This window comes from Nocardiopsis sp. iso_237 (genome assembly GCF_056173345.1).
Genome location: NZ_CM149669.1, coordinates 2,327,431 through 2,354,191 on the forward strand (window position 1 = coordinate 2,327,431; position 26,761 = coordinate 2,354,191).

At 67.2% G+C, this 26,761-nt stretch carries 24 protein-coding genes; 12 read left to right on the forward strand and 12 right to left on the reverse strand.

Annotation, left to right across the window (positions count from 1 at the left end):
* Window position 1 precedes the first annotated feature (1 nt).
* Entirely contained in the window at window positions 2-376 is a 375-nt protein-coding gene (locus tag AC0VYM_RS10485) for a hypothetical protein (protein ID WP_475461606.1), read from the reverse strand.
* Window positions 377-545: 169 nt separating this feature from the next.
* On the opposite strand from AC0VYM_RS10485, the gene AC0VYM_RS10490 reads away from it, so the two are divergent.
* On the forward strand, window positions 546-1,241 hold the full coding sequence (locus tag AC0VYM_RS10490; protein WP_475461608.1) for an RICIN domain-containing protein: 696 nt from the start codon (window positions 546-548) through the stop codon (window positions 1,239-1,241).
* Window positions 1,242-1,412: 171 nt separating this feature from the next.
* Window positions 1,413-2,702, forward strand: coding sequence for an MFS transporter (locus tag AC0VYM_RS10495; protein ID WP_475461611.1), 1,290 nt, complete (start codon window positions 1,413-1,415; stop codon window positions 2,700-2,702).
* Here AC0VYM_RS10495 and AC0VYM_RS10500 read toward each other — a convergent pair.
* Genes AC0VYM_RS10500 through AC0VYM_RS10510 form a run of 3 tightly spaced genes read right to left on the reverse strand, consistent with a single transcriptional unit; the run spans window position 2,644 to window position 5,273 of the window.
* The gene (locus AC0VYM_RS10500; protein ID WP_475461614.1) at window positions 2,644-3,447 is read right to left on the reverse strand and encodes an inositol monophosphatase family protein; all 804 of its coding nucleotides are present in this window, start codon (window positions 3,445-3,447) and stop codon (window positions 2,644-2,646) included. The two genes, AC0VYM_RS10495 and AC0VYM_RS10500, sit on opposite strands and share 59 nt — an antisense overlap.
* A gap of 51 nt (window positions 3,448-3,498) precedes the next feature.
* Window positions 3,499-4,335: an ABC transporter permease gene (locus AC0VYM_RS10505; RefSeq protein ID WP_475461617.1), complete on the reverse strand. Its 837-nt coding sequence runs from the start codon at window positions 4,333-4,335 to the stop codon at window positions 3,499-3,501.
* The gene (locus AC0VYM_RS10510) at window positions 4,335-5,273 is read right to left on the reverse strand and encodes an ABC transporter ATP-binding protein (RefSeq protein WP_475461620.1); all 939 of its coding nucleotides are present in this window, start codon (window positions 5,271-5,273) and stop codon (window positions 4,335-4,337) included. The genes AC0VYM_RS10505 and AC0VYM_RS10510 overlap by 1 nt, the downstream gene beginning before the upstream one ends.
* Before the next feature lie 473 nt (window positions 5,274-5,746).
* Between AC0VYM_RS10510 and AC0VYM_RS10515 the strand changes: the two genes are divergently transcribed.
* Genes AC0VYM_RS10515 through AC0VYM_RS10550 form a run of 8 tightly spaced genes read left to right on the forward strand, consistent with a single transcriptional unit; the run spans window position 5,747 to window position 12,388 of the window.
* A complete protein-coding gene (locus AC0VYM_RS10515; RefSeq protein ID WP_475461622.1) occupies window positions 5,747-6,523 on the forward strand; it encodes a helix-turn-helix transcriptional regulator in 777 nt (258 codons plus the stop codon).
* A gap of 19 nt (window positions 6,524-6,542) precedes the next feature.
* Entirely contained in the window at window positions 6,543-7,955 is a 1,413-nt protein-coding gene (gene sufB / locus AC0VYM_RS10520) for a Fe-S cluster assembly protein SufB (RefSeq protein ID WP_475461625.1), read from the forward strand.
* A 1-nt stretch (window position 7,956) separates the two neighbouring features.
* Window positions 7,957-9,117, forward strand: coding sequence for a Fe-S cluster assembly protein SufD (gene sufD, locus AC0VYM_RS10525; RefSeq protein WP_475461628.1), 1,161 nt, complete (start codon window positions 7,957-7,959; stop codon window positions 9,115-9,117).
* On the forward strand, window positions 9,110-9,445 hold the full coding sequence (locus tag AC0VYM_RS10530) for a non-heme iron oxygenase ferredoxin subunit (protein WP_475461630.1): 336 nt from the start codon (window positions 9,110-9,112) through the stop codon (window positions 9,443-9,445). The genes sufD and AC0VYM_RS10530 overlap by 8 nt, the downstream gene beginning before the upstream one ends.
* 8 nt (window positions 9,446-9,453) lie before the next feature.
* Window positions 9,454-10,215, forward strand: coding sequence for a Fe-S cluster assembly ATPase SufC (sufC, locus tag AC0VYM_RS10535; RefSeq protein ID WP_475461633.1), 762 nt, complete (start codon window positions 9,454-9,456; stop codon window positions 10,213-10,215).
* 2 nt (window positions 10,216-10,217) lie between these two features.
* A complete protein-coding gene (locus AC0VYM_RS10540) occupies window positions 10,218-11,516 on the forward strand; it encodes a cysteine desulfurase (protein WP_475461635.1) in 1,299 nt (432 codons plus the stop codon).
* A gap of 20 nt (window positions 11,517-11,536) precedes the next feature.
* Window positions 11,537-12,010, forward strand: a complete 474-nt coding sequence (sufU, locus tag AC0VYM_RS10545) for a Fe-S cluster assembly sulfur transfer protein SufU (protein WP_475461638.1) — start codon at window positions 11,537-11,539, stop codon at window positions 12,008-12,010.
* Complete coding sequence (locus tag AC0VYM_RS10550) at window positions 12,011-12,388, forward strand: metal-sulfur cluster assembly factor (protein WP_378739282.1); 378 nt, start codon at window positions 12,011-12,013, stop codon at window positions 12,386-12,388. It begins immediately after the preceding gene.
* 255 nt (window positions 12,389-12,643) lie between these two features.
* Here the strand turns inward: AC0VYM_RS10550 and AC0VYM_RS10555 are convergent, their stop codons facing one another.
* Window positions 12,644-13,918, reverse strand: coding sequence for a hypothetical protein (locus AC0VYM_RS10555; RefSeq protein ID WP_475461641.1), 1,275 nt, complete (start codon window positions 13,916-13,918; stop codon window positions 12,644-12,646).
* A gap of 187 nt (window positions 13,919-14,105) precedes the next feature.
* On the opposite strand from AC0VYM_RS10555, the gene AC0VYM_RS10560 reads away from it, so the two are divergent.
* Together AC0VYM_RS10560 and AC0VYM_RS10565 are read left to right on the forward strand one after the other, a co-directional pair.
* Window positions 14,106-14,336 carry a helix-turn-helix transcriptional regulator gene (locus tag AC0VYM_RS10560; RefSeq protein ID WP_475461644.1) on the forward strand — a complete coding sequence of 77 codons (231 nt, stop codon included), beginning with the start codon at window positions 14,106-14,108 and terminating at the stop codon, window positions 14,334-14,336.
* Between the two features lie 89 nt (window positions 14,337-14,425).
* Entirely contained in the window at window positions 14,426-14,566 is a 141-nt protein-coding gene (locus AC0VYM_RS10565; protein ID WP_475461646.1) for a hypothetical protein, read from the forward strand.
* 286 nt (window positions 14,567-14,852) lie between these two features.
* Here AC0VYM_RS10565 and AC0VYM_RS10570 read toward each other — a convergent pair whose 3' ends face one another.
* The 7 genes from AC0VYM_RS10570 to AC0VYM_RS10600 form a co-directional block, all read right to left on the reverse strand.
* Window positions 14,853-18,167 carry a hypothetical protein gene (locus tag AC0VYM_RS10570; protein ID WP_475461649.1) on the reverse strand — a complete coding sequence of 1,105 codons (3,315 nt, stop codon included), beginning with the start codon at window positions 18,165-18,167 and terminating at the stop codon, window positions 14,853-14,855.
* 14 nt (window positions 18,168-18,181) lie between these two features.
* Window positions 18,182-20,407 carry a hypothetical protein gene (locus tag AC0VYM_RS10575; RefSeq protein ID WP_475461652.1) on the reverse strand — a complete coding sequence of 742 codons (2,226 nt, stop codon included), beginning with the start codon at window positions 20,405-20,407 and terminating at the stop codon, window positions 18,182-18,184.
* Between the two features lie 48 nt (window positions 20,408-20,455).
* Window positions 20,456-21,352 (reverse strand): hypothetical protein, encoded by an 897-nt coding sequence (locus AC0VYM_RS10580; RefSeq protein WP_475461655.1) that lies wholly within the window; start codon window positions 21,350-21,352, stop codon window positions 20,456-20,458.
* Window positions 21,353-21,573: 221 nt separating this feature from the next.
* A complete protein-coding gene (locus tag AC0VYM_RS10585; RefSeq protein WP_475461657.1) occupies window positions 21,574-23,799 on the reverse strand; it encodes a DNA topoisomerase in 2,226 nt (741 codons plus the stop codon).
* Window positions 23,800-24,251: 452 nt separating this feature from the next.
* The gene (locus AC0VYM_RS10590; RefSeq protein ID WP_475461660.1) at window positions 24,252-25,148 is read right to left on the reverse strand and encodes a hypothetical protein; all 897 of its coding nucleotides are present in this window, start codon (window positions 25,146-25,148) and stop codon (window positions 24,252-24,254) included.
* On the reverse strand, window positions 25,145-25,519 hold the full coding sequence (locus tag AC0VYM_RS10595) for a hypothetical protein (RefSeq protein ID WP_475461663.1): 375 nt from the start codon (window positions 25,517-25,519) through the stop codon (window positions 25,145-25,147). Before AC0VYM_RS10595 ends, AC0VYM_RS10590 begins: the two co-directional genes overlap by 4 nt.
* Window positions 25,520-25,728: 209 nt before the next feature.
* Window positions 25,729-26,571 carry a hypothetical protein gene (locus tag AC0VYM_RS10600; protein ID WP_475461666.1) on the reverse strand — a complete coding sequence of 281 codons (843 nt, stop codon included), beginning with the start codon at window positions 26,569-26,571 and terminating at the stop codon, window positions 25,729-25,731.
* Between the last annotated feature and the right edge of the window lie 190 nt (window positions 26,572-26,761).

The following is a 26,761-nucleotide window of genomic DNA, read 5'->3' on the forward strand; positions in this document are numbered from 1 at the left end:
GTCATCCTACGTTTTGCGGCGCCCTCTCCGCCGCACGGCTCCCCCCGTTCCCACGGACAACGGCCGAGCCTCCGGCCCCGGGGCGGCCCACCAGCGCCAGCAGGAGCAGCAACCAGGCCACGACCACCGTGCCCGGTTGCAGCAGCGTCATCACCAGCCCGATCACCGTGAGGTCGCCCCGCCCGGTGAGGATCTGGACCCCGATCCACAGGAACGGAAGCGCGGCCGCCACCAGGTTCACGGTGAGCGCGGCCCAGGCCAACCCGGCACGGGCGGGCCGCCGCCACACGAGGAGCGCGCCACCCACCACGAGCAGGAACAGGGGCGGTCCCAGGTGGCGGACCATGATGAACCAGGGGATTCCGATGGCTTCCATGGTCGGTCACCCTATCGAGGGCCCCCGCACCCGCCGCCGTCCCGGAGCAGGAGGAAAGGGGCGAGAGCGCCCAGGCGGCCCGAACGTGCGTCGAGTGCCCCAGTGGTGTGAAATGGTCCGAGCCCGTGGAGACCACGGGTGGCCCCGTTCCCGCAGGAGAGTCCCCGCCATGTCCTCCCGACGCAGTGCCCAGCGAGCCGTCCCCCAGGAGTCCTACGTACCCCGGTGGCCGGTCGTCGCCGGTGCCCTGGCCCTGGTCCTGGCGGTCGGGCTCGGCGGCTACGTCGCGGGGATGTACGTCGCCGAGGGCGACGAGCCCGAGGAGATGTCCGTGGCCTCGGGCATCCTCGTCGAGCCCTCGGACGCCCCCGAGGACGAGGAGGAGCCCGAGGAGGAGGAAGAGGAGGAAGAGGTCACCCATCCGGCGGGCCTCGACCCCGAACTGGTCTACGTCCTCCAGAGCGTGCACGGGGACCGCGTCATGGACGTGGCGGGCGGATCCGCGGAGAACGGCGCCCCCGTCCATCTGTGGGACCGCCACGACCAGCCCCACCAGCAGTGGCGGTTCACGCACGTGGAGGACGACTTCTACGAGATCGTCGGCGTGGGCAGCGGCAAGCTGCTGGAGATCCCCGCCGACGAGGCGGCACAGCCCGGTTCGGCGCTGCTCACACGGACCGGTGAGCACAACCAGCAGTGGCGTGTGGTCGAGAGCGGCGAGGGGGAGATCCGTCTGCTCAACCGCGCCACCGGCCAGGCGCTGGAGGGGCAGGGCGGCGCCCCGGACAACGGCACCCTGGTCGCCCAGGGCGAGGACGGCGGCCACGCCCACCAGAAGTGGCGCCTCCTCCCGATCGAGGGATGACGGGGCGGGCGCCCGCCGGAACGACGACCGGCCCCCGCTTGCTACCCTCGTGAGCATGTTCTCCCCCCGTGCGTAGACCGACGCCCCGACCACGGCCGAGCCCCGTGGTCCCTCGGCGTCCACGCACCTCGCGGCGCCCGGCGTGCCGCCCGTCCCTGACGGAGAACATCCATGACCCCGCCCCACCGGGCGCCGACCTACCGTGCCGTTCTGCGCGTCACGGGGGTCCCCCGCTTCCTCGTCCCCGCCCTCCTGGGCCGCCTGTCGTACGGGCTGGTCTCGCTGTCCCTGGTCCTGTCCGTCGTCCACACCACCGGGTCCCACACCGACGTCGGGCTGGTCGGCGCCCTGTTCGGCCTCACCGCCACCGTCCTGTCGCCGCTGCGGGCCTCACTCGTCGACCGGCACGGGCCGCTGCGCGCCCTCCTCCCGATGGCCGCGCTCCACGGGTCGGCCCTGCTGGGACTGGCCGCCGCCTCCTGGAACCCGGGCGGGCACCTCGGGCTCCTCGCCGCGCTGACCTCGGTCGCCGGGGCCTGCGCGCCCCCGCTCGGCCCGGTCACCCGCGCCCTCTGGAGCCACCTGGTCTCCGACAGGGCGCTGCTCCAACGGGCCTACAGCCTCGACACCGTCGCCGAGGAGCTGATCTTCATCGCCGGTCCGCTGCTCCTGGGCGCCCTGATGTGGGTCGGACCGCCCTCGGCCGGTCTCACTCTGGGCGCGGCCCTGATCGTGGTGGGGACCGCGGGCCTGGTGACCTCGCCGGTCGCCCGCGCCCGGCACGCCGCCCGGCCCACGGTGGCGGGAGGGAGCGATACCGACCGGCCCGCACCGACCACACCGCACCTCACGGCGCGCGGAGGCTTCCTCTCCGCCGTCGCGGTCTCCGCCGCCACCGGGCTCACCCTGGGCGCGGCCGCCCTGCTCAACGTCGCGTTCGCGGAGCAGCGGGGAGTGGTCGGAGCCGTTGTCCTGGTGGAGTCCGCCCAGGCCGCCGGGAGCGCGCTCGGAGGTCTGGCCTACGGAGCCCTCTCCTGGCGTGCCGGGACCCGGACCCGGCTGGCCCTGCTCGGCCTGGCCCTGGGCGGCGGTGTCGCGGCGGCCGCGCTGGTGCCGGGGGTTCCCGCGCTGGTGGCGCTGCTGTTCGTGGTCGGCGTGTGCTGCGCGCCGATCATCACCACCGCGTACCTGCTCGCTGACGAGTCGGTCGCGGCCGGGTACCGCACCCGTGCCGGGAACTGGGTGAACACCGCCCACAACGCGGGTGCCTCGGTGGGGGCGGCGACCGTGGGCCTGTTCCTCGCCGTGGCCCCGCCGGGAGCGGGCTATCCGCTGGTCGGCGCCGTACTGGTCGCCGTGTCCGGTGCCGTGCTGCTCGCCGGGTTCGCGGGGCGGGCCCGGATCAGGGAGCCAGGAGGAGTGACCGGGCGGTCCGCCACGTCCGCTCGTCGGCGGCGGTGAGCAGGAACCGTCCGCCCTCGTCGGGGCGGTACGGGGTGCCCTCCGGACGGAGGCTCACCCCGCCCGCCTCCGCGAGGATCAGGCCCCCGGGCGTGTGGTCCCAGGGCTGGGGGTCGGCGAACATCATGAAGTCCAGATCACCCGCCAGAAGACGCGGGTAGTCCACCCCCGCGCAGCCGGAGCCACCGCCCACGCGGGCGAACCCCGGTGCCGCAGCGTCCACGCGCTCGCGCTCCTCCGGGGCGAGGAAGCGGCGTTGGACCATGCCACGCAGGTCGGCCGGGTCGGCGGGGGAGGGCGCGCGGTGCAGCCGTGTCCCGTCGCGCCAGGCCCCCGAGCCGAGTTCGGCCGCGTGGACGGTGTCCTCGGTCGGTCGCAGGATCCAGGAGGCCACGGCCCGTCCCTCCCGGACCAGCGCGGCCATCACGGCGAACCTGTCGTCCCCCTTGGCGAAGTTGCGGGTGCCGTCGACCGGATCGACGACCCAGGCGGAGGGCTCCTTGCTCAGCGCGGCGACCAGCGCGGGGTCGGCGGAGGTGGCCTCCTCGCCCACGACCGGCGCGTCGACCAGATCGCGGAGCCTGCGACCGATCAGCACCTCGGCCTCACGGTCGGCCACGGTGACGAGCTCGCCGGGCGACTTCTCCGACACCTCGTCCTCGGACAGCGCCCCGAAGCGGGGCAGGATCGTGGACGCCGCGGTCTCGCGGAGGATCGCGGTCACCGCGTCGATGTCGAAGGTCATGACCGACACCCTAGGGCGCCGACCCTCCGTGACGGGGACCGGACCGGAACACTACTCCCAGCGGAACAGCCGGGACGCCAGGAAGCCGGCGACCAGCGTCCACGCGGCCAGCACGGCGAAGGCGCCCAGCCCGGGAAGGGAACCGTCGGTGAGCACGGCGCGCAGACCGGAGCCGAGCGCGGTGATCGGCAGGACCGACACGGCCTGTTCCATCGGGCCGGGGAAGCTGCTCGTGGGGAACAGGACCCCGCCCAGACCCAGCATCAGCACGTACACCAGGTTGGCCCCGGCCAGCGTCGCCTCCGCGCGCAGCGTGCCCGCCATCAGCAGGGCCAGGGAGCTGAAGGCGGCCGTGGCCAGCAGCACCAGCGCGAGCACGGCCAGCACGCCCACGGGCTCCAGCGACGGCGACCAGCCCAGGAACAGCGCCACCACGCAGAGGACGGTGATCTGGATGGCCTGCACGCCGAGCACGGCGATGGTCTTGGCGGCCAGCAGCCCGAACCGCGACAGCGGGGTGGCGCCCAGGCGTTTGAGCACCCCGTAGCGGCGCTCGAACCCGGTTCCGATGGCCAGGCCGGTGAAGGACGTGGACATGATCGCCAGGGCCAGGACCCCGGGGGTCAGCGCGTCCACGCGCGCCCCCTCGCCCACGTCGAGGACGTCGACCAGGCTGAACCCCACCAACAGCAGCACGGGGATGACCATGGTCAGCAGGAACTGCTCGCCGTGGCGCAGCATGACCCGCAGTTCCATCCCGGCCTGGGCGGCGATCATCCGCCACATCGGGGCGGCGCCGGGAGCCGGGGTGAACAGGCTCGCGTCGAGGGCGGGCTTCGGGGCGTCGGTGACGGCCGACGCGGCCGTCCCGGAGGTGTGCTCGGTCATCAGTCGCGCAGTTCCCGGCCTGTGGTTTCGAGGAAGACGTCTTCGAGGGTACGCCGACGAACGCGCAGGTCCTCCGCGAGGACACCGGAGGAGGCGCACCAGGCGGTGACCGCGGCCAGGAACTCCGGGCCCAGGTCGTCGGGGTCGTCGGTGGCCACGGAGTACTCCTGCCGACCGCCGGTGTCGGTGGCGCTCACACGGCCGCCGGGGGGCAGGGCCGCCTCCAGCGCCCCCGCGTCCACCGGCTCGGAGGTGGAGAAACGCACCTCGCGCCGTCCCTGGGTCAGTTCGGCCGGGGTGCCCTCGGTGACCACCGAGCCCCGGTCGATGATGACCACATGGTCGGCCAGCCGCTCGGCCTCCTCCATGTAGTGCGTGGTCAGGATCACCGCGACCCCGGCCTCGCGCAGCGCCGAGACCAGGTCCCAGGTGGCCATGCGCGCCTGCGGGTCGAGCCCGGCGGTGGGCTCGTCCAGGAAGACCAGCTCCGGACGGCCGACCACGGCGCACGCCAGGGAGAGGCGCTGCTGCTGGCCGCCGGACAGGCGGCGGAAGGGAGTACCGGAGACGGAGGTCAGCCCCAGTCGCTCCAGGAGGAGGTCGGGGTCGACCGGGCTGGCGTGGAAGGAGGCCATCAGCCGCAGCCACTCGGCGGCGCGGGCCCCGGTGGGCACCCCGCCGGACTGGGGCATCACGCCCACGCGGGGCTTGAGGGCCGTCGCGTCGGCGACCGGGTCGAGCCCCAGGACCCGCACCTTCCCGCCGTCCGCGTGGCGGAAGCCCTCGCAGATCTCGATGGTGCTGGTCTTGCCCGCGCCGTTGGGGCCGAGCAGGGCGGTCACCGCGCCGCGGCGCGCGGTGAACGTGAGGCCGGTGACGGCCGTGGTGGCGCCGTAGCGCTTGACCAGGTCGACGACCTCGACGGCGGGTGTGTCCATGGGGCCTGAGTTTACGTGCGTCGGGGCTCCGCGCTTCACCACCCCGCCTTTCGGAGAGCTGACCGAGTTCGGGAGCGGACCGAACGTCCCACTTCGGACAGCCGGAACACGGAGGTGTTTTTGGTGCGGGTGGTGGAAGAATGACGCGTGGTTCCTGGTTGTGCCCGGGTGGCGGTCGTGTCGCCAGAGGAGGCGGGCGTCCGCTGGCGCGGGTCTCTCGCCAGGCTCCCTCACCGTTCCGACCATGTGAATGGTCGGATGGTGATACTGCGGTCTCGCGGATTGGGAAATCGGCTCGGCTGTGAGGCGCCCGAAAAGGGTGTCCGTGTGTGACCACCGCGTGAACTCGCAGATTAGGCAAGCCTGACCTTCGTGATCAAGCGCATGAAGCCGGGTTTGCCTAGGTGGACTTATTTAAGCCACACTGATGTTGTCTAAACCGAGAGCCGAGCGACGAGCGGGAGGGGAACACTGTGTCGGACCTGTCCGGTACACCCGGTGCGCCCCGACCCCTGAGCGGCCCCGACCACGGGACCCGCGCCCGTGTCGCCCGGCTCATCCTGGAGAAGGGTCCGATCACCGCCTCCGCACTGGGGGAACGGCTCGGGCTCACCCCGGCGGCCATCCGCCGCCACCTCGACAACCTGACCGTCGAGGGCATGGTCGAGGCCCGTGACGCGCGGCCCACACACGGCCGTCGTCGCCGGGGCCGTCCCGCCCGCGTCTTCGCCATCACCGAAGCCGGGCGTGACGCCTTCGTCCACGCCTACGACGACCTCGCCTCCAACGCCCTGCGCTTCCTGGCGCGGACCTCCGGTCCCGAGGCGGTGGGCGAGTTCGCCCGGAGTCAGGTCGCTGACCTGGAGCAGCGCTACAAGCCCCTGTTGGACGCCGTTCCCCAGGAACAAAGGGTCCGGCTGCTGGCCGAAGCGCTCTCCAACGACGGCTACGCCGCCACCTCGGGCCAGGCGCCCGCGCCGGGTGGCGGCGACCAACTGTGCCAACACCACTGCCCCGTCGCGCACGTGGCCGCCGAGTTCCCGCAGCTCTGTGAGGCCGAGATCGAGGCCTTCGCGCGGCTACTGGGCACCCCGGTGCGCAGGTTGGCCACCATCGCCCACGGCGACGGTGTGTGCACCACGCACGTCACCCCACGGGGGGACGGGGCGAGCGGGGAGGACGGCACCCCCGCGTCCAAGAAGGCCATCCGCCAGCGGGCGGGCGGCTCAGTTCACCAGAGGGACGTCTGAGTCCAGGAGGAGTCCGCGCATGACTTCTGTCGCGCACCCCGAGCTCGAAGGGCTCGGAACATATGAGTACGGCTGGGCCGACTCCGACGTGGCCGGAGCCTCGGCCCGTCGTGGCCTGAACGAAGAGGTCGTCCGGGACATCTCGGACAAGAAGAGCGAGCCGGAGTGGATGACCAAGCTCCGCCTCAAGTCGCTGAAGCTCTTCGACAAGAAGCCCATGCCCGACTGGGGCGCGGACCTGTCCAAGATCGACTTCGACAACATCAAGTACTTCGTGCGGTCCACGGAGAAGCAGGCCACCTCCTGGGAGGACCTGCCCGAGGACATCAAGAACACGTACGACAGGCTGGGCATCCCCGAGGCCGAGAAGCAGCGCCTGGTCGCCGGTGTCGCCGCCCAGTACGAGTCCGAGGTCGTCTACCACCAGATCCGCGAGGACCTGGAGGAGCAGGGTGTCGTCTTCCTGGACACCGACACCGCCCTCAAGGAGCACCCGGAGATCTTCGAGGAGTACTTCGGCTCCGTCATCCCGGCCGGTGACAACAAGTTCGCCGCGCTGAACACCGCCGTGTGGAGCGGCGGATCGTTCATCTACGTGCCCAAGAACGTGCACGTGGAGATCCCGCTCCAGGCCTACTTCCGGATCAACACCGAGAACATGGGCCAGTTCGAGCGGACGCTGATCATCGTCGACGAGGGCGCCTACGTCCACTACGTCGAGGGCTGCACCGCGCCGATCTACAAGTCGGACTCGCTGCACTCCGCGGTCGTCGAGATCATCGTCAAGAAGAACGCCCGCTGCCGTTACACGACCATCCAGAACTGGTCGAACAACGTCTTCAACCTGGTGACCAAGCGCGCCATCGCCGAAGAGGGCGCGACCATGGAGTGGGTCGACGGCAACATCGGCTCCCAGGTCACCATGAAGTACCCGGCCGTCTACCTGATGGGCGAGCACGCCAAGGGTGAGACCCTCTCGATCGCCTTCGCGGGTGAGGGCCAGCACCAGGACACCGGCGCCAAGATGGTGCACTGCGCGCCCAACACCTCCTCCAAGGTCGTCTCCAAGTCGGTGGCGCGCGGCGGCGGCCGCTCCTCCTACCGAGGCCTGATCCAGGTCCAGGAGGGCGCCCACCTCGCCAAGTCCTCGGTGGAGTGCGACGCGCTGCTGATCGACACCATCAGCCGTTCCGACACCTACCCCTACAACGACCTGCGCGAGGACGACACCGAGCTCGCGCACGAGGCCACCGTCTCCAAGGTCAGCGAGGACCAGCTCTTCTACCTGATGAGCCGGGGGATGGGCGAGGAGGAGGCCATGGCCATGGTCGTCCGAGGTTTCGTGGAGCCCATCGCACGGGAGCTCCCGATGGAGTACGCACTGGAGCTCAACCGTCTGATCGAGCTCCAGATGGAAGGATCGGTGGGATAAGTTGACGACCGCGAACACTGAGCCCAAGGCGCACAGCCACGGGCTGGGACAGATCCCTGTCTCCAAGCTCGACACGCACGGCTCCAAGGACGTGGAGGCCTTCCCCGTCCCGAACGGGCGTGAGGAGGAGTGGCGGTTCACCCCGCTGCGCCGCCTCAAGGGGCTGCACGACTGGAAGGGTTCCGCCGACGGGGCCGACGAGGTCTCCGTGGACGCCCCCGAGGGCGTCACCGTCGAGACGGTCGGCCGTGACGACGAGCGTCTGGGCAAGGCGGGTCTGCCCGTCAACCGCGTGATCGCGCAGGCCTACACCTCGTTCGAGAAGGCCACCGTCGTCACCGTTCCGCAGTCGCTGGCCGCCGACAAGGCGATCACCATCGACCGCAAGGGTCTGGGCGGCACCGCCTTCGAGCAGCTGCTGATCGACGTCAAGCCGCTGGCCGAGGCCACCGTGATCATCACGAACACCGGTACCGGTGTCCGCGCGGGCAGCCTCGACGTCCACGTCGGTGAGGGCGCCAAGCTCACGCTGGTCACCCTCCAGGAGTGGGACGACGACGCCGTCGAGGTCAGCCAGCACAACGCGCGCGTCGGCAAGGACGCCAGCTTCCGGTCGATCGTCATCACCCTCGGCGGGAACCTGGTCCGCCTGTCCCCGCGCGTGTCCTACGACGACCGCGGCGGCAACGCCGAGCTCTACGGGCTCTACTTCGCCGGTGACGGTCAGCACCACGAGCACCGCTCGCTGATCGACCACAACGTCTCCAACACCCGCTCGCGGGTGGACTACAAGGGCGCGCTGAGCGGCAAGGACGCCCACGCGGTCTGGATCGGTGACGTGATCATCGGTGAGGGGACCACCGGTACGGACTCGTACGAGAACAACCGGAACCTCCAGCTCACCGACGACACCCGTGTGGACTCCGTGCCGAACCTGGAGATCTTCACCGGTGAGGTCGCGGGCGCCGGGCACGCCAGCGCCAGCGGGCGGCTCGACGACATCCACCTCTTCTACCTGCGTTCGCGCGGTATCCCGGAGGAGGAGGCCCGCCGCCTCATCATCCGCGGCTACTTCCTGGACATCGTCAACCGCATCGACGACCAGGACCTGCGCGACCACGTCATGGAGAAGGTCGAGCGAAAGCTTGCCGCACATGAGTGAGCAGGGCGGTTGGGTCAAGGTCGCGGAACTCGACGAGATCCCCGAGGAAGGTGTCCTGGGGATCGAGACCGACGACGAGACCCCCATCGCGCTGGTGCGCACCGAGGGTGAGGTCTACGCGCTGCGGGACGTGTGCTCGCACGCCGAGGTCCGCCTCTCGGAGGGCGAGGTCGAGGACGGCACCATCGAGTGCTGGCTCCACGGCTCCTGCTTCGACCTGCGCTCGGGGGCGCCGGTCAACCCGCCCGCCACCCAGCCGGTCCCCACCTACGACGTGAAGATCGACGGCGACGACGTGCTCGTGTCGCTGGATGACAAGAATTCCTGAGGCCTGAAATGACGAAGTTCGAAATCCGCGGTCTGCGCGCCGACGTCCTCATCAACGAGGACGAGCGGCAGGAGATCCTCAAGGGCGTTGACCTCACCATCAACTCCGGTGAGACCCACGCCATCATGGGCCCCAACGGCTCCGGCAAGTCCACCCTCGCCTACGCGATCGCGGGCCACCCGCGTTACGAGATCACCGAGGGCGAGGTCCTCCTCGACGGCGAGAACATCCTCGAGATGGAGGTGGACGAGCGGGCCCGCGCCGGCGTCTTCCTCGCCATGCAGTACCCGGTCGAGGTTCCGGGCGTGTCCATGTCCAACTTCCTGCGCAGCTCCGTCAGCGCGGTGCGCGGCGAGGCTCCCAAGCTCCGCCAGTTCTCCAAGGAGCTCCAGGGCGCGATGAAGGACCTGTCCATCGACTCGTCCTTCGCCGCCCGCGGCGTGAACGAGGGCTTCTCCGGCGGTGAGAAGAAGCGCCACGAGATCCTCCAGCTGGAGCTGCTCAAGCCCAAGGTCGCGATCCTGGACGAGACCGACTCCGGCCTGGACGTCGACGCGCTCAAGATCGTCTCCGAGGGCATCAACCGCGCCCAGGCGAGCAACGACCTCGGCGTCATGCTGATCACCCACTACACCCGCATCCTGAAGTACGTGCAGCCCGACTTCGTGCACGTCTTCTCCGGCGGCCGCATCGCCGAGTCCGGCGGTTCCGAGCTGGCCGACGTCCTCGAGGCCGAGGGCTACGAGCGGTTCGTGAAGGCGGGCGCGTAACCATGACCCTCCGCGAGCCCGGTCAGCCCGACACGGCTCCGCTCGACACGAAGGCGATCCGGGAGGACTTCCCGATCCTCTCCCGGACCGTCCGTGACGAGCGTCCGCTGGTGTACCTCGACTCCGGGGCGACCTCGCAGAAACCGCGCCAGGTGCTCGACGCCGAGCGCGGGTTCTACGAACGCCACAACGCGGCGGTGCACCGTGGGGCGCACCAGCTCGCGGAGGAGGCCACCGACGCCTACGAGTCGGCGCGGGAGACGATCGCCAGGTTCGTCGGCGCCGACGCCGACGAGGTGGTCTTCACCAAGAACGCCACCGAGGCGGTGAACCTGGTCGCGTACGCGATGAGCAACGCGGCCACGGCCGACGAGGGCCTGCGACGTTTCCAGGTCGGCCCCGGCGACGAGATCGTCGTGACCGAGATGGAGCACCACGCCAACCTGGTGCCCTGGCAGCAGCTCTGCCAGCGCACCGGCGCGACGCTGCGCTGGTTCCCGGTGACCGACGAGGGCCGGCTGGACCTGTCGGACCTGAACGAACTGGTGAACGAGCGCACGAGGCTGGTGGCGTTCGCGCACCAGTCCAACGTGCTCGGGACCGTCAACCCGGTGGCCCCGATCACCGCGCGGGCCCGTGAGGTCGGCGCGCTGGTGCTGCTGGACGCCTGCCAGTCGGTACCGCACATGCCGGTGGACGTCCGCGAACTCGACGTGGACTTCCTGGCCTTCTCGGGGCACAAGATGCTCGGTCCCAACGGGATCGGCGTGCTCTGGGGACGCCGGGAGCTGCTCGCGGCCATGCCGCCCTTCATCAGCGGCGGCTCGATGATCGGCGTCGTGCACATGAGCCACTCGACCTGGGCGGACCCGCCGCAGCGCTTCGAGGCCGGTGTGCCGATGGCCCCGCAGGCCGTCGGCCTGGCCGCGGCCTGTGACTACCTCTCCGAGGTGGGCATGGACCGGGTCGCCGCGCACGAGCACGAGCTCACCGCGTACGCGCTGAAGCGGGTGGGCGCGATCGAGGGCGTGCGGATCGTGGGTCCGACCGAGGCGGTCGACCGGGGCGGCGCCGTGTCGTTCGTGGTGGACGACATCCACCCGCACGACCTCGGCCAGGTCCTGGACGACCGCGGCGTCGAGGTCAGGGTCGGTCACCACTGTGCCTGGCCTCTGCACCGCAAGCTCGGTATCGTCGCGACCACGCGCGCGTCCTTCTACCTCTACAACACGCTGGAGGACGTGGACGCGCTGGTGGAGGCCATCGGGGCCGCCCAGAGGTTCTTCGGAACCCGGGACTAGTACGAGGATTCTGCCTGACCATGCAGTTGGACGCGATGTACCAGGAAATCATCCTGGACCACTACCGGAACCCGCACCACAAGGGGCTGCGCGATCCGTACAACGCCGAGGCGCATCACATCAACCCCACGTGTGGGGACGAGGTGACGCTCCGGGTGACGCTGACCCCTGCCTCCGGTGCCGGACTGGACGAGGAGGCCGTCGTCAGCGACGTCTCCTACGAGGGGATGGGCTGCTCGATCAGCCAGGCCAGCACCTCGGTGCTGACCGACCTCCTCATCGGCCGGACCGTCGCCGAGGGGATGCGGACCCTGGACGCGTTCACCGAGCTGATGCAGTCCAAGGGCAAGGGTGAGCCGGACGAGGACGTGCTGGAGGACGCCGTGGCGTTCGTCGGCGTGTCCAAGTACCCGGCTCGGATCAAGTGCGCCCTGCTGGGGTGGATGGCCTGGAAGGACGCGGTGTCGCAGTCCTTGGAGAAGGAAGGCGCCTGAATGAGCGACAACGAGACCACGAACACCGAGACCGCCGAGAAGCCCGAGGCCGCTCCGCGCTCCCCGGAGCAGGAGGCGCTGGCCGAGGAGATCGGTGAGGCGCTCAAGGACGTGATCGACCCCGAGCTCGGCGTGAACATCGTCGACCTGGGGCTGGTCTACGGGGTGAACCACGACGACGAGTCGATCACCCTGGACATGACCCTGACGAGTGCGGCCTGCCCGCTCACCGACGTGATCGAGGACCAGGCCAACAGCGCCCTGGACGAGTTCGAGCGCGAAGTGAAGATCAACTGGGTCTGGATGCCGCCGTGGGGTCCGGACAAGATCACCGACGACGGGCGGGACCAGCTGCGCATGCTGGGCTTCAACGTCTGATCCCCTCGACGATGCCCCCTGATCTGCTCCTGCGCAGATCAGGGGGTATTTTCCTGTGCTCGGTCGGCGGTCTCGGCACGTTGTTTGGCCGACTCACGGAAGCCTCCCGCCACCCCAAAGTGCTGCGCTTTCCGCACTCGGCCGAACGGGCATCTGCGATTGTACGGTGACACGGGGTGCTCGCCGTGGACCTGAGGTACTCGCACTGTGCGGGATTTTGTGCGGTGCTGTGCGGGGCTCGACGGAGCACTGCGGCTACTCGCCACCATCGTCGTCGACCAGCTTCGCCGCCTGAGCGAGGCCGCCCAGATCGGAGGCGTCGGTGTAGTAGAGGTTGGCGACCTCGGTGGAGTGACCGAACTGGGAGTTGAGCACAGCCTCGGACACCTGCCCGACGTAGAACGAGCGCAGCGTGGTGCGCCAGATGTGCGAGCGCTGGTTCTCGAACAGTTCGATCCCCGTCTCCTTCGCCATACGCACGTAAAGCTTCCGGCTCACCTCACCGCAGCGCATGCGATGCCAGACCTTCGTCGTGTCCATCGGAGCACTCACGATGAGGCCCTCGCCGTTCTGGACGTCACGACGCTTGAGGAGGCGTTCCGTGACCCGCTGGTCGAGGACCAGCACGACGCGAGGATGATCGCCCTTGGCGACGTGCTCCGGCACGTCGATGCTCATGACGCCGTCGTCGGAGATCTGCGCCATGGTCCAGTCCACCAACCGACCCTCGCCCTGCCGCAGCCCCGTCGCCATCTGGAGCAGGGCCATGTCGATGCCTGCGAAGAACGTGGCGATCTGGACCTCGGGGCGCCAGATCCAGCCGTGCTTCTTGTGCGAGACAAGCCACTCGCCGGGATCAGCGTCCAGCAGCCACGTCAGGGCCAGCTCGTACTCCTCACGCGTGAGTGCTCGGCCGCCGCGCTTGCGCTCCGGCTTCACGACTCCGGTCAGGTCCGTGAGCCGCTCGCCCTTGACAGGGTTGAAGTCCATCACGCCGTCGAAGATCAAGCGCTTGGCGATGTACTTGTTCCACACGGTCCGGCAGGACTTCGCCGTCGAGATGCCGTGGCGCTGAGCGATCTCCGTGAAGGTCTCCTCAAGAGCACGAGGGGTCGTGCCCGACCCGATCGTGTGCTGATTGAAGCCGTGCACGTGACGGCGTCCTGCCTTCTTGCACTTCTTGCATTCGCCCAGGAGATACCGCAGCGCCGCTTCGTACCTCTCCCTGCTCAGGTCCTCAAGCGCGGCCTTCTCGATCGCCGGCCGCGCGACCTTCTCGATGTATTTCGCGAGCGGATCCGACAGACTCCAGATCCCGCCTCCGGTGCGCAGCAGCTCCTCGGCCTTCCGCTTCGCCTTGCGCCGGACCTCGCCCTTGGTTGCGCCGTAGGTGTCCTTCCTGACCTTGCGTCCGTCGCGAAGGACGAGCGTCCAGCTCAGCCGGAAGGTGCCGTCGGCCAGTCGGCTCGGGGTCGATCGCTCGGCCGTGTGCTCCCCCGGAGCCAGCTTGCTTGTCGTCGCACGTGTCATCGGGTCAGTGTAAACATCGGCTGCTGCCGCCTTTGCATGGACCACGGGTAACGCATAATCACCAATGGGTGCTCATCTGAATCGCGTGTCACGCACCACGAGAGTGGTCTATTAATCATGATTTGGATAGACTGTCCGACACGCGCACCGGGGTGGATCGGTGCCAAGACGAAAGAGAGCGCCTACGATGCCCACTGCAGCGGGTCGGTCCACCACGGGCCGACGTACGACCTCCGTTAGAACCGACCGTGCTGCCCTGCCTACCGAAGAAGCCGCACACTACACCGGGCTCTCGTATGGAACGCTGAAGAAGTGGCGCGTGACCGGTGACGGTCCGGCCTATGTGCGCATCGGATCGCGCGTCGTCTATCTCATCGACGATCTCGACACGTGGTTGCGCGAGCACCGCGTGGCCTAAGAACACCTCGCCCATGACACTGACGAAGCCCCCAGTCGCTCTCTTGAGTTCTAGTGGTCGTTGCAACACCCCATCTCTGAAGGTGTGCAATGGACGACTTCGAGATCCGGGACCGCTTGCTCCTCCAGGGCCGCAAGAAGCTCTGGAGGGAGCGAGCGGAATACTTCCAGCTCATGGAGCTGGAGCACTCGAGCAAGGAAGCCTGCCTGAGCGTGGGCGTGAACCTGTAGACCGGACGCGAATGGCGCAACGGCAGACTTCTCCGAAACGGACCGTGGCGCCCGCGAGACCCACACGGGCGCAGTCCGTGCACTGCCCCGCGCAGCAGGGCGGCGATGGCCAGGACGGCTCGATGCCCAGGACGATGTCCCGCAGAACAGCAAGCCACCACGACGCCGAGTGTCACCAGCCGCGGTGAACTCGTTGCGCAGTCCCGTCTTCGGGCCTATCGGGCAGGCAGAGGAGGCGGTCGCATCGACCGCCTCCTCTTAGGGCGAGACCTTATTCGATCGGCTCCTACGAGCCGTCCGGCTGATTAACCGGCTTCGGGCGCTCCGCGATCTCCCGGTCCCTGGGGGTCCCCTGGCTGGGGCGACCCTCGACCTTCGAGTCCCTACTTGCCGACGAGCCCGAGAAGCCCTGCGGGGCGGGCTGCCCTGACCCCTTCGAGGCTGTGGGCAGCGGGGCCACCGAACGCTGGCCACCCGTGCTCTGCGAACCCTGCGCCCCCGAGGCGGACGGGCTCGAATACCGATGCGAGAACTCGTTGCCGCCGGGAGCACCGCCGACGATGCCCGGCCCGCCGATCGCCCTGGAACCGGTGCCCGAAGGTGCCTTCGGCGTCACGGCGGCAGAACCGGTTGACGCTGCGGGGGTCGGACCAGCTGGCAGAGGGATCGCCCCGCCAACGTTCGAACCGGACAAGTTCGTCTGGCCTGCACCGGGCCCGACGCCCCGCGACCCGTGACCCCCGGGACGGCTGGAGACGACCTCGCCCTGGTTGACCCGGCCCTTGCTGCCGGGCACCGGGCCCGGGACCGAGCCCGCGACGTCGCCGGTCGTCACACCGCCGCCGGGGATCTCCGCCTTCTTCTGGTCCGTCGCGTCGAAACCTAGCCTCGACAGGCCTCCCTGCTGAGCAACACCATCGGCCGCGGCCTTGTCTGCTTGGGTCGATCCCGGACGCGCGCCGGCGAGCTGCAGCGGTCCTCCCTTCCTGCTCTGCTCTGACTGGCCTGATTGACCGGCCGATCCGTGCTCGCTCGACGAGGACTTTGACCCGTTGAAGGTGCCCGGGCCGCCCTGAGACGACCCCCTGCCCCCGGGGCTCAGTTCCCCGGGACCGGACTGGCCGGGCTGAAGGGCCTTGACATTGCCGCCCTCGAGCTGGGCGTTGCTCGGGATTCCTCCCGCGTTGGACTTGTTCGGATCCCCTCCACCTGGCCCAGACTGGCCGCTGCCGTTGGGCTTGTTCAGTCCGCCGAGCTGCCCCCCGGTGGCCTGGGCGAGTTTGTTGCCCGCCGCCATGCCGGCGCCAGCACCGAGGCCCCCGGCCGCGGCCTGCATGAGCCCGCCCTGCTTTGCTTTAGGGGCGGTGTCGGTCTCGAGGAACTTGTCGACGAGCTTCGTGACGACCTCATCCAAAGCCTGGAGCGCGGTCTTGCGCACTCTCAGGAGAATGAACGTCACGGCGGCGATCAGCAGCGTGGACAGGAAGGTGAGAACGACTACCGCCACCGGTCCCAGACCGAGCTGGGACAAAAGTCCGTTCTCGGTCACGAGGTTCGTCAGCGGCCCGGAGGCGATCGACGGCACACCGATGATCAGCCGTGAGACGAGTTGATAGAGAAAGATCGTGAGGATGACCTCGAGAATCATCGCCACCGAGTAGATTATCACTTTGCTGATTGCCGCGATCGCGCCCAGAGTGGCGAACGGAATCGCCGCGATCAGCGAGAAGGTCCGCTTGAGTGCGCCGATGACCATGCCGAACGCGTACCAGATGCCCAGCAGGCAAACACTGCTCAGGAGCGTGACGGTGTTGGCCCAGTACATGAACGACGCTGGTCCCGAGCCGACCTGGCTCACCGAGGCATGGTTCTCTCGCACGAGGCCCGACATCGCGTTCTCCGAGCTGAACGAAGTGAGGTTGTCCGAGGAGAACGAGCTGTTGAGGTAGTTGTACATCGACAGGGGCGACATGCTGCACTTCGCCGGGTCCTTACCGTTCTCGGTCGTCACCGTGAACCCGCAGGCCTTGGCCGAGTTCTCCTGATTCTCCGTTGTAAACGTCCGCACGCCGTCGGAGACCTCCGACTGCAGGCCCTCGCCCTGGGTCGAGATCATCGGAGCCTCGGAGGCCTTCGGGTCGTCCTCGTCGCCGAACTTCTTGACGTCGCCGTAGCTGCTCGTGTTGTTGAACCAGTCTTCCTTGACGTCCTCGTCGGCGTTCTCCGACAACCAGGACTTCACGCCCGACTCGAAGTCCGAGGCGGGCGTCTCCGCTCCGGAGATGTAGCGATTGAGGATGTCCAGCGTTGTGGCCACCTGCTGCCACGAGCCCGGCTCCTCTTTGGTGAGGTCGACGTTTGACGCGTCCTTCCACGCGGCCGCCGGATCGTTGGACACGCCCCCGGCGTCCCACCCAGCATCGCGGTAGGCCGAGTGGGAGACGATGTTGATCGCCAACGCCGAAGTCCGGGCTGACATCGTCGACCTCGGGTCGGCCTGGCCCCTGCCCTCGTTCCAACCAATGGTCGCGTCCTCGGGCACGAGTAGGCGAGAGTTCATCGCCCAGGCGTTGAAGTCGACGTAGTTGGACAGGACGACCTGGGTGGCGCCAGCTGAGGCGTCGACCCCGGACTCGGAGAAGTTGTCAAGGACGGCGGTGTACATCGATCCGAAGATCGGCAGTCCGAACCCGAGAAAGAGCAGGCGCACGACGAACTTCTTGATAGCCGAACCGCGGTCCATTCTCTTGAACAGCACGAGGCCGATGAGGAGAAAGCCGAGGAAGAGCGGGACAAGGACGTTCCACGAGAGGTTGACAAGCACGCCGTACCACTCGCCGATGAAGTTCGCCACGCCCAACAGGGGCCCCGGGGACCCGCAGTCCCCGCCCTCACAGTTATTGAGCATCCCGTCGGCCAGGCCCTGCTGGTAGCCCCCGCTGGTCCCTCCGGCGGTGGTCACGCTGGCGACGGCCGTGTGGAACCACGCGAAGGGGTTAAGGAACTTGAGTAACTCGATGAAGGCGAAGAAGAGCCCCGATATCAACAGGGACACACCGTAGCCAGCCCACACCACCGACCCCGCGAAGCCACCGATGATGTCACCGATGACCCCGCTTGACATCGAATCGAAGCCCAGCTCCTTGTTGGCCGCCCCGAACTGGCCGTAGGCGAGGAACGCGTCACCCCCCTGACTCAGAGAGCTGTGCGTGATCGTCTGCGTTGAGCCCGACAACCCGGCCGAGAGCCAGCGCTTGAACTGCGAGACCGTGGAGTCGCCGTAGCCGAGCAGGGAGCCCGCGGCCCCCGGCTCGGACTCCGCGATGTCGTCCCATGCGCCGCCGAGGCTCGCGCCGGGCTCATTGGAGTCGGAAAAATAGCCCGCGCCGTTGGACGCGAGCTTGTAGAGGCTGTAGTTGTCCTCGCCCTCCGAGGCATTCTCATCAGCGAAAGCCGTGGTGCTTCCCAGGAGCCCGAACAGGAAGGGGGCCACGAGTACGGCGAGAAGCACGCCGACGACGGCCCTGCTCCACCCCGGCCGGAACAGAACACGGCCGAACCAGCCTCGCATGCGTGTGGTCGCCGCGCCCATCTGGTCCATCGAGTCCCCCCTTCTCATTCCTTGGCCCGCTTCGTCCGCTTGCCCCTCTTCGCCGTGCTGTGGCCCGGGACCTTCTTGGTGGTCCCTGCGGTCGGCTTCACCTTTCGAACCTCGGCTGCGCCATCATGCGAATCGTCATTGATGGGGATCCCCAATGACGTGAGATTCGCGCCCGGCGTCGGGTCGTCGTCGAAGATCTGGGCCATTCGCTCGTTCTCCTCAGCCCGGGCCGTCTCGAGGCGAACCTTGCGCCGCTGGGCCTCTCGGTAGGGGTTGATCCCCAGGGCCAGGTCAAGGTGGAAGACGACATTCGTCACGCCGCGGCGCAGATACGACAGGCTCTCGCCGCGGGTCGTGATGAGGTTTGCGAGGTCGCGGGGGATCTGCTGAGCCAGCTGCTTCTGGTACTCGAGCACCGTCGAATCACGCATCGGCCCGAGCACGGTGTAGTCGGCAGCGTCGAACTTGTTGAATTTCGAGTCCGAGAGCATCTTGTCGACGTCGTTGTAGCTGTAGACGACACGTCCTCCCCGGTCGAAGAGGTGCTCGAACTGCTCGGTGATGTACGTCTTCACCCGGTCATCGATGAGGTCGGCCCCGTGGATGATCACGGTGTCACCCACGCTGAGCTCAGCCACGGCGAAGCCGACGATGTTGACCAACTGGGCCATGGCCACACCGCGCCCGCGCGTCATCAGCCGCGAGAAGTCGTAGAGCACCCGGCGGGCGTCGCGGACCCCGTCAATCGCGGTGGCCGTGGCGTTGTTGAACAGGTCGCCGTTGGTTGAGAGCATCGTTCGGCCGATGGTTTGGAGCAGGTTGAGCGCCCGGAGCTGGTCGGGGTCGTTCTTCTCCGAGGCCAGCAAGCGCTTGTGTGCCATGTCCAGGTAGGACACGAACAGCTGAAGTTTCGGCACGTGCGCGTGGTCAATGCCGACCACACGCAGCTTCTTACGCATGTGCTGGGCGTTCTCGCGCCACATGCCCTGGTCGATGTAGAAGTCCGTGGCGATTCGCTCGAGGTTGCCCCTGATGATCGATGCCACTGCCCCATCCGAGGATTCGTAGAGCTGCTCGAACATGAGCTTGAGCTTCTCCATGTGCGTGGAGAAGATCGCCAGCTCCTCCTTCTCATCGCCGAACATCTCGAACATGTTCACGTCACCGGAGTTGAGGTCGACGCGGGCGGTCAGGCGCTCGAACGCTGGCCCGAGCTTGTCCATCTGGGCCCCGTCGAGGACGAGGTGGACGACGCGACCGTTGTCGAGCATCGTTGCCTGAGACAGCTTCGAGCACCACATGTTCGACACCCGCTCACGTTCGAGGAACTCCGAAAGCGTCGGGTCGGCGATGACGACGTGGTGTGCGTAGTCGTTGACACCCATGAGCACGGCCGAGGAGTTGACGTCACCGACCATGAACCCGACGTACTCGCCGTCCTTGTCGTTGAGGCCGTTGGTCACGAGCGAGTAGGAGCCAGCGAACTCAGTCGAGGTGTAGTGGAAACCCTTGCCACGCTTCTTGTCGTTGTTCTTGAACAGGCCCGACAGCTCTTGGCGCTGCTCGCCGACGTAGGCCGCGGTCTTGAGTGTGCCGAAGCGGTCGATGTAGAGGCGCGTGACCCGCTCGATGGTGTCCTCGAGGGTCTCCAAGTCCGGTGCCTTGAGGAAGAGGCGGTTGTGCACGTGCAGGTACGCCGCTCCGTCCTGGAGCTCTCCGATGATCACCTCGCGATCGGCCGAAGCCTTGGCGGCTTTGCGCTTCGACGAGGTCGTCCCGGAGGATTCCTGCTCGCTGCTCTCGAGGGAGTCGAGCTTCTCCGACTGTTTGGTGTATTGGTCGACCCACTTGTCGTCCTTGCGCACGACCTGCTCAAGCACGACTGCCGTGACCCGCTCGTCGAGTCCCGACGGGATCCTGTCGATTCCCCAGAACGGAGCGAAGGCGTCGTGTGAAGCGTCGTCGTGGAAGTAGCCGAGAACGCAGGCGACCGAGGCGTCGACTTCGAAGTAGTCCGAGCGGAAGAGGTAGCGTTCTTTGGGCTTAAGCGCCATGAGGTGCGGGTAGGCGGGGAAGGATCCGGCGAGTTGTCGCTCCTCCTGCCGTCGGGCCCACCAGCCGAGCAGGCCGCGCCGGGTGTCAGTAGTCATCTGGGCTTCGGCCCCGTCAACCGGCCCGCTCTCCGCCTCGGCCCCGGTCGGGATTCCCAACTGCTTCCTGCTCTTCATCTTCAGCGCCATGATTCGCCGCGTCCTTACTTCGTCGTCTTCAGGGAGAAGGGGGCCTGCTCAGGTCACGGCGGAGGTGAGCTGGTCATCGATGCCGGAGTAGAAGACCCGTAGCATCGGCTGGGCCTCTTCGCGGTCGAGCATCGTGGCCTCCTTGATCATCAGATCGCTGTTCTCGACCTCGGCCTGGAGGATCGTGTGTCCGCGGCGCAGCGCGTCCTCGCTCTTGCCCTTGAGCAGTAGGTACTGGTGAATCGATGCGAACTTGCCACCGACGTGCTGGGTGAGGATGTCGTACTGCTCGTTCTGCAGCTCGATGAGATCGGGGTCCCGAACCCCCAAGGCCCGGTTGCGCCGCTCGAGGTTCGCCACCTGGTGATAGATCCGCTGCGGCTCCTTCGTCGTGATAAAGACGTGCTCACAGGTCGTCTCGACCTTCTTCCAGAAGTCACCGTTGCGCTTGAGGATCCCGACCCGATCCTCATCGAAAAGCAGGTAGCTCGCTGACCCGACGACGAGGTAGACCTGCCCCTGCCCACCGTCGGAGTAGTGGATGCGGCCGTCCTCGTCGATCGACTCGATGCCGACAATCGAGTAGAAGCCCGATGGATTCGAGTCCCGTCTGGTGAAGACCCGGCGCGCCGAATTCGGCAGGTAGGCCAGCAGCGGCGGTACCGTCGTGATCCGAAGCTCCTTGGTCTTGCTCAGCTGGCCCATGTAGAGGATGAGGACCAGCGACCACAGGACGAAGAGCGCGATGAACTTCGCGCCGGAGTCCGCGATGAAGGTCGAGGTCGCGCACCAGGCGACGAAGAGGGCCCCGCCTAGGAAGAAGCCGATCTGCTTAATCGGCATCGGCCGCATCTGCCAGCTCTTGCCGCCAAGACCGATCTCATGGTCCGGCAGGCCCCTGGCCAGACTAACCGGGACCGTGTACGCGCTCTTGACTTCACGCATGCTGCGCACCTAGTCCAGCCGTCGGCTGAGAGATCGTTCGCATTCGTCCGCTTCCACCTTTATCCATTGCCAGATGACCCAAATGATTGCTTAGAGAAGAAATGCATAGAGTTGCCCTACTGCAAAGATCGAGGATGAATCATCCTTGAACTCTTATTAAAGGGAGGACTTTGTTCTGGTGAGTCATCCGGGCCGGTCAACCGCCTCGAGTGGACGGTGGATCAGGCGCGCGCCTTCACCTGCGGCTTCGACGCCTTGTCGTCGAAGTGCGGGACGATCCGCTTCGTCTTCGCGTCCCAGCTCACCTTCGCGGAGAAGGCCTTGTGGTTCTTGGAGACGAAGCCGTCGAGCTCGAGGATCTCACCAGCCTCCAAGGCCTGCTTCTCGTCCTCGGAGAATGAGCGTTTGCACCAAACCTCGGGGCGATCAGGGACCTCGAGCTGGAAGCCGACATAGCGACGGCCCTTGAACTCGCCGAGGCCGAGCCTGCCCTTGGCTGGGAAGGGCTTACCTGCCTTCGACGTCGCCTCGAATGAGATCGTCTCCCCGGCCAGGAGCTGGTCGATCTCAGCGTCGGTGAACTCGTGGCCGGCCCAAACCTTCTTGAACGAGACCTTCTGCGCCCCGTCGGGTGCGGCGGCCCACACTCCCTCCGCGCGACCCGCCACCTCGATCTTGGTCAGCCCAAGAGTCGCGCGCATGATGTCGGCGTTCCTCGTCATCACCTCGATGTCCTCGCGGACCCAGTCAGCGACCCGGGCTAGGAGCTGGTCGGGATCCGCGCTGCCCTCGGCGACAGCGCGCATGCTGGCGTAGACCTCTTCGGTCAGCGACAGGTCGCCGATGCGGGTGTCCGGCAACAGCAGCCAGCTCATCTCGCCGGCCGAGGCCAGGGTGAGCCTTTTGCCCTTCTCGACCAGCAGAGGGTTCTTCGCCTTGGCATTGGTGACCTCGGAGTACGTACTCGTCCGCGTCGCGCCGGTGCCGACGTCCCTCTTCTCGAGCTGCTTCATCAGCCACTTCATGCTCGGGTGCTCCGGGCGCTTGTTCGCTCCCTCATGCACGTACGGCTCGGCGCTGGCGCCCAGGCCATCGGCGGACTCGTCCTCATCACTGGTCGAGTCCTCGTCACCAGCGTCGGGGTCGAAGATCGACTTCCACCCCATCTTCTTCGGCACGTTGGCGATGCCCTTGAAGTCGGGGTACTTCTCGACGTGGCCCTTCTGCTGTTCATACTCGTAGTCCGCAGCGAGCATGGCCAGATAGTTCTTCGCCAGCGTCTGATAGATGAGGCGGCCAGCGATACCGAAGCGCCGCTCAACGTCCTCCAGGGAGGACGGCACGTTCGGGCCCGGGCGATTCGCGCCGTGCGCGCCGACCGGCTTGACATGAGTCTTCCTCGGCTCGCGGTGGGTTAGGTGCTTGGTGTCCACGCCCGCCACCGCGGCGATCCGGTCGGCCAGCGGCGCGAGCTCGGCGTGCTGCTGCGGGGTGATCGTCTTGTCCTCGGTGCGCGGGTAGGACACGACCTGCTGCTCGTACATCGCCTGGTAGGTCTTCAGCGTGACCTGGGCCTTCACGCCCTTGCTCACGAGCATCGACGACAGCGCCGCGAGGTCGACTAGCTTCGGGGGAGTTGTCCGTCTCATCTCCGCGCTGTCCCTGACCACCGGCGAGGCGACGTACCCCTTCGGTGCTTGGTCGGCCCTGTCGAAACGCGGCTCGTCCGGGTTGGTGTAGACGACAGCGTTCTCGTCGCGAAAGCGGATCTGGAAGAACGGCCGCTTCACGTAGTCGTTGTAGGTCTTGAGCTGATCGCCGACGAGCTTGACCATCGCCGACTTCAGTCGCCCCTGTCGCAGGATCGCGTCTTGGCCAGACTGACGGGCCATGTTCGTCGCCGCCCGTGACCACTGCATCGAGGCGAAATCGAACATTGAGCGGAAGCGGGCCTTCTTGAACGCCGGATGGTCGTGTACTGATTGCACCGGTCGGCGGTCCTTGAACGCCTGCTGCAGGCACTTCTCCGACTCGTCGGTGAAGTGCAGGCGTGAGATCTTCTTTCCGGTCAGCCCCAGCTCGACGAGTGCGTTGATGGCGATGGCGTCGCCCTCGCCCGACTCGTCCCAGTCCGTGGCGATGGCGATCTCGTCACAGCCCGACAGGGCCTGTTTGACGTCGTTACGGACCTGCGCCGTGTTCTTGATCGGCTCGTTGGCCCAGGAAAAGTCGCCGAGATCCCAAGGAAGGTTGGCCAAATCCCAGTTCTTGTACTTGTCGGCCAGCGACGGGTCGACCATCTTGTCCGGGGCGGCGAACTCGTAGAGGTGTCCCCTGGCGTGGGCGATGACGTAGTGCTCGCCGTCGAAGGTGCCCTTCATTCCACCCCACGCTTTGCTCCCGTTGCGCGCGGCGGACGGCTTCTCCATCAAGATCCCGACAGTCATGGCACCCTCCTATTGAATGGGCGATTGAATCATCAAAGTGAGTCTATCCGATGATGGCCTTGTCGTGTGGATTGGAAGGCAAATCAATGAATGGCTGAACGTGAAGAAGAGCCCCGGGTCTGCCCCCAGGGCTCTTCTTCTTCGCCTGCCGAGTCCGGCGCGTCCTGTCAGCCGCGCACCATCGTGCTCACGCTCATCGCCGATGTTGAGCCCGCGGCACCTCCGTCGCGCCTTGGTATCTGTGGATGCGATGACGCCGCTGGCGATGAACTGCCATACCGTCGTGGACGAGTGGTTGCCAGGCCAGTGCCGGGCCAAAGTGCCGTCGCCGATTTGCACGCGGTCCGGCCGACGCCCTTTCCGGTCCTCCTCTCGCCCCTGCCGACCACCGTCAGGCGTCAAGGCCCGCCCGGCGCACCTCGGAGCAGAGAAGGCCCAGCAGCACTAGGCGTTCACTTCAGCCTTCGCCCGTCACGGTCGGCCTCGACTTGGTTCTGCTTCCGCGTCGCCTCGCGGGCCCGATCTCGCAGCCGGATGGCGCTGTCGTGACGCAGATTGAGGTCACCGACCCCGGAAGTGCCACGAGCTAGGTGCTCGGTCCGGTCAGCCACGGAGTAGGCGAGCACCTGCTCGAGGACGTCGGTCGTCCTCCGCACCCGGCGCAGCTCCGTCCTCACCCGGGCCAGTTCATCGCCGCGGGCGGCCTCGGCAGTAATCAGGTCATCAAGGCGACTGGCCACCCGGCCCAACAACGGATCCCGGGAGCGGAACAGCTCGGTGGCCCGGCCCGTGGCCGTATCGACGCCGATGCCCAGGTTGAGGTGGGCCAGCAGGAACGCGGTGACGAGGCTGGCCTGGGACAGCCGCTTAGCGAAGGCCTCTGCCTCGTCGTCGGTCGCGCTGAGCTCACGCACGGCAGCGGCCCGCAGCTGCTCGCGCAGGCCGACCATGATCACCTCGGGCAGAGCCCGCACCGTCGGCTGGCTGCCGACGTCGGAGACCTTGAAAGCCGTCGTCGGCAGCTTGCCCCCACTGGCCGACACGTCGCAGCCGCGGGTTACCGAAGGCCAAACGACCTCCCTATGATCGGCCTGTTCAAGGGGCTGAACGCCCGCCTTGGAGTCAGAGGCTGCGGAGGACTCGCCGACACGGCCCTCGAAGGTGTCGAGCTCGTCGGCCACCACCGGCGAGGTCTCTAGAGGGTCGACCGCCTCGACCTCGCGACGGTACCGGGCCAGGCCCTCGGCCCCGCCGGAGCGGTAGGCATCGAGGAACGAGGTGTCAACTTCCATAGCCTCGCTCGTCACCGTTGGCGTTAGGGCGTCGTCGAAATCGCCACCCTTGCTCATAGCTCGCCGTCCTCGTGCTGGTCCAACAAGTAGTTCTCGCCCCTGGTCAGGCCGATGAGGCTGTCCAGGCCGCTGGTGATCACACGTTCGAGGTTGGCCACGTTCGTCGACAGGGCCTTATTCTCGTCGATGAGCTGGTTGATCCTGGCTGTGAGGAGGACGGGGACGTCGAAGTCGCCGTTCTCCCTACGGATCTTCTCGATCACGGCGGTAGCCATGTATTCGTTGACCGAGGGGTAGCAGCGCTTGTCGGCCCAGTAGGCGGCACGCTCCCTATCGGCCGAGCTCAGCCTGATCCCGACGCGCTCTCGTTCACCGTTCTGCCCTGAGTCTGACTCGGCAGTGCGCCTGCGACTCTGGGTGATCGCCACGTGTTCCTCCTCCGGCAATTCGACTGGTCTTCAGATTGACTACTTGCCGATCTGATGCTTGTCGGTATTCGTGGTATGGATGCGGATCCATTGCCGATGTAGTATCGGTTTGAGTCGCTCCCGTTCGGATTTCGTGCCTTTCGTGCCCCATTCCGCCGCTCGCGATCTGGCGACTTCCTCGGCCTCGGTCGGGACGGCCGCGAGTCCGATCAGCTCCCTGAGTCAGACCCACTCGTGCTGCTTGAGCCCTGACCGCTGCCTGCTCCACCGGGGGCGCTCGAGGGTTCCGCCTCGCTATCGGTCTCGGAGCAGTCGACTAGCGCGGTTTGGAAGGCGCTGGAGTGCCAGATCTCCTTGTCCTCGTCGTTGGCCAGGTGCTCAGCGATCGAACCCGTGCCGATTGGTGCGCCGCCAGCGATGAAGTGCAAGGACTCCTGGCTCAGCCCCGACGTGAAGACCGCACGGGCCATGCACTCGCCAGACTCGGAGTACATCGTTCTCTGCCTGTCGTCTAGGGCGAAGGAGGAGAACATCGAGACCACGCCGTCAACTAGCTCGGTCGACGAGCGGATGTCGACGTCCTCATCGACCTCGTACTTGGGCTGCAGGTCTGGCTCACCCTGCTTGTTGGGCTCGGGGGTCTCGGGCGCCGCGTAGCCCGGGGGGTCTTCTCCTACGTCGGGGGATTGGTCGTCGACGCAAGCGTCGAAGTCCGCGCGCATGTCCTCCGACAGCAGTGTCCCGGCGTCTTCACCCAGCTGCCTCGCTCGTAGTCCCGTCGCCACCTCGGCGAGGTCGTCACCGCCGATCTCGACGATGAAGGCCTGACCGGCCTCGGACACGCCTGAGTCCTGGACGGCCTGGGCGAAGCAGGTTCCCTCATCGAAGCTCGCGAACTGGCCGTGGCCGACCAGCGCGTCGAGCGCCTTGCCCAACTCTTCGTCGGATACCGGAATGGCGGTCGTCGGGAGCGGGCTGGCCGACTCCTTCGCCTCCTCACTGCCACCACCGCAGCCGACCAGGCCCAGCCCTGCGGCCACGAATGCCGCCATCGGAGCGGTGGCCGTCCTCCAGGCCCGTGATCCCATCCGTGCCGCCCATCCTTCATCGAATTAATCATCGACAGCATTGCTTCAATCAATCGTTGATCATATACGATCAATCATTCAATAGATACTGAGTGATGAGTGGTTGGCATCCGTTCTTAAGTGGTTCGGGCGCGGCCTGCGGCTACAGCGCGCG

What these genes read in the sequence shown, in the direction of transcription:
- AC0VYM_RS10485 (WP_475461606.1), bottom strand. Translation starts at nt 376, where the DNA reads ATGGAAGCCATCGGAATCCCCTGGTTCATCATGGTCCGCCACCTGGGA.
- AC0VYM_RS10490 (WP_475461608.1), top strand. Translation starts at nt 546, where the DNA reads ATGTCCTCCCGACGCAGTGCCCAGCGAGCCGTCCCCCAGGAGTCCTAC.
- AC0VYM_RS10495 (WP_475461611.1), top strand. Translation starts at nt 1,413, where the DNA reads ATGACCCCGCCCCACCGGGCGCCGACCTACCGTGCCGTTCTGCGCGTC.
- AC0VYM_RS10500 (WP_475461614.1), bottom strand. Translation starts at nt 3,447, where the DNA reads ATGACCTTCGACATCGACGCGGTGACCGCGATCCTCCGCGAGACCGCG.
- AC0VYM_RS10505 (WP_475461617.1), bottom strand. Translation starts at nt 4,335, where the DNA reads ATGACCGAGCACACCTCCGGGACGGCCGCGTCGGCCGTCACCGACGCC.
- AC0VYM_RS10510 (WP_475461620.1), bottom strand. Translation starts at nt 5,273, where the DNA reads ATGGACACACCCGCCGTCGAGGTCGTCGACCTGGTCAAGCGCTACGGC.
- sufB (WP_475461625.1), top strand. Translation starts at nt 6,543, where the DNA reads ATGACTTCTGTCGCGCACCCCGAGCTCGAAGGGCTCGGAACATATGAG.
- AC0VYM_RS10530 (WP_475461630.1), top strand. Translation starts at nt 9,110, where the DNA reads ATGAGTGAGCAGGGCGGTTGGGTCAAGGTCGCGGAACTCGACGAGATC.
- sufC (WP_475461633.1), top strand. Translation starts at nt 9,454, where the DNA reads ATGACGAAGTTCGAAATCCGCGGTCTGCGCGCCGACGTCCTCATCAAC.
- AC0VYM_RS10540 (WP_475461635.1), top strand. Translation starts at nt 10,218, where the DNA reads ATGACCCTCCGCGAGCCCGGTCAGCCCGACACGGCTCCGCTCGACACG.
- sufU (WP_475461638.1), top strand. Translation starts at nt 11,537, where the DNA reads ATGCAGTTGGACGCGATGTACCAGGAAATCATCCTGGACCACTACCGG.
- AC0VYM_RS10550 (WP_378739282.1), top strand. Translation starts at nt 12,011, where the DNA reads ATGAGCGACAACGAGACCACGAACACCGAGACCGCCGAGAAGCCCGAG.
- AC0VYM_RS10555 (WP_475461641.1), bottom strand. Translation starts at nt 13,918, where the DNA reads ATGACACGTGCGACGACAAGCAAGCTGGCTCCGGGGGAGCACACGGCC.
- AC0VYM_RS10560 (WP_475461644.1), top strand. Translation starts at nt 14,106, where the DNA reads ATGCCCACTGCAGCGGGTCGGTCCACCACGGGCCGACGTACGACCTCC.
- AC0VYM_RS10565 (WP_475461646.1), top strand. Translation starts at nt 14,426, where the DNA reads ATGGACGACTTCGAGATCCGGGACCGCTTGCTCCTCCAGGGCCGCAAG.
- AC0VYM_RS10570 (WP_475461649.1), bottom strand. Translation starts at nt 18,167, where the DNA reads ATGGACCAGATGGGCGCGGCGACCACACGCATGCGAGGCTGGTTCGGC.
- AC0VYM_RS10575 (WP_475461652.1), bottom strand. Translation starts at nt 20,407, where the DNA reads ATGGCGCTGAAGATGAAGAGCAGGAAGCAGTTGGGAATCCCGACCGGG.
- AC0VYM_RS10580 (WP_475461655.1), bottom strand. Translation starts at nt 21,352, where the DNA reads ATGCGTGAAGTCAAGAGCGCGTACACGGTCCCGGTTAGTCTGGCCAGG.
- AC0VYM_RS10585 (WP_475461657.1), bottom strand. Translation starts at nt 23,799, where the DNA reads ATGACTGTCGGGATCTTGATGGAGAAGCCGTCCGCCGCGCGCAACGGG.
- AC0VYM_RS10590 (WP_475461660.1), bottom strand. Translation starts at nt 25,148, where the DNA reads ATGAGCAAGGGTGGCGATTTCGACGACGCCCTAACGCCAACGGTGACG.
- AC0VYM_RS10600 (WP_475461666.1), bottom strand. Translation starts at nt 26,571, where the DNA reads ATGGCGGCATTCGTGGCCGCAGGGCTGGGCCTGGTCGGCTGCGGTGGT.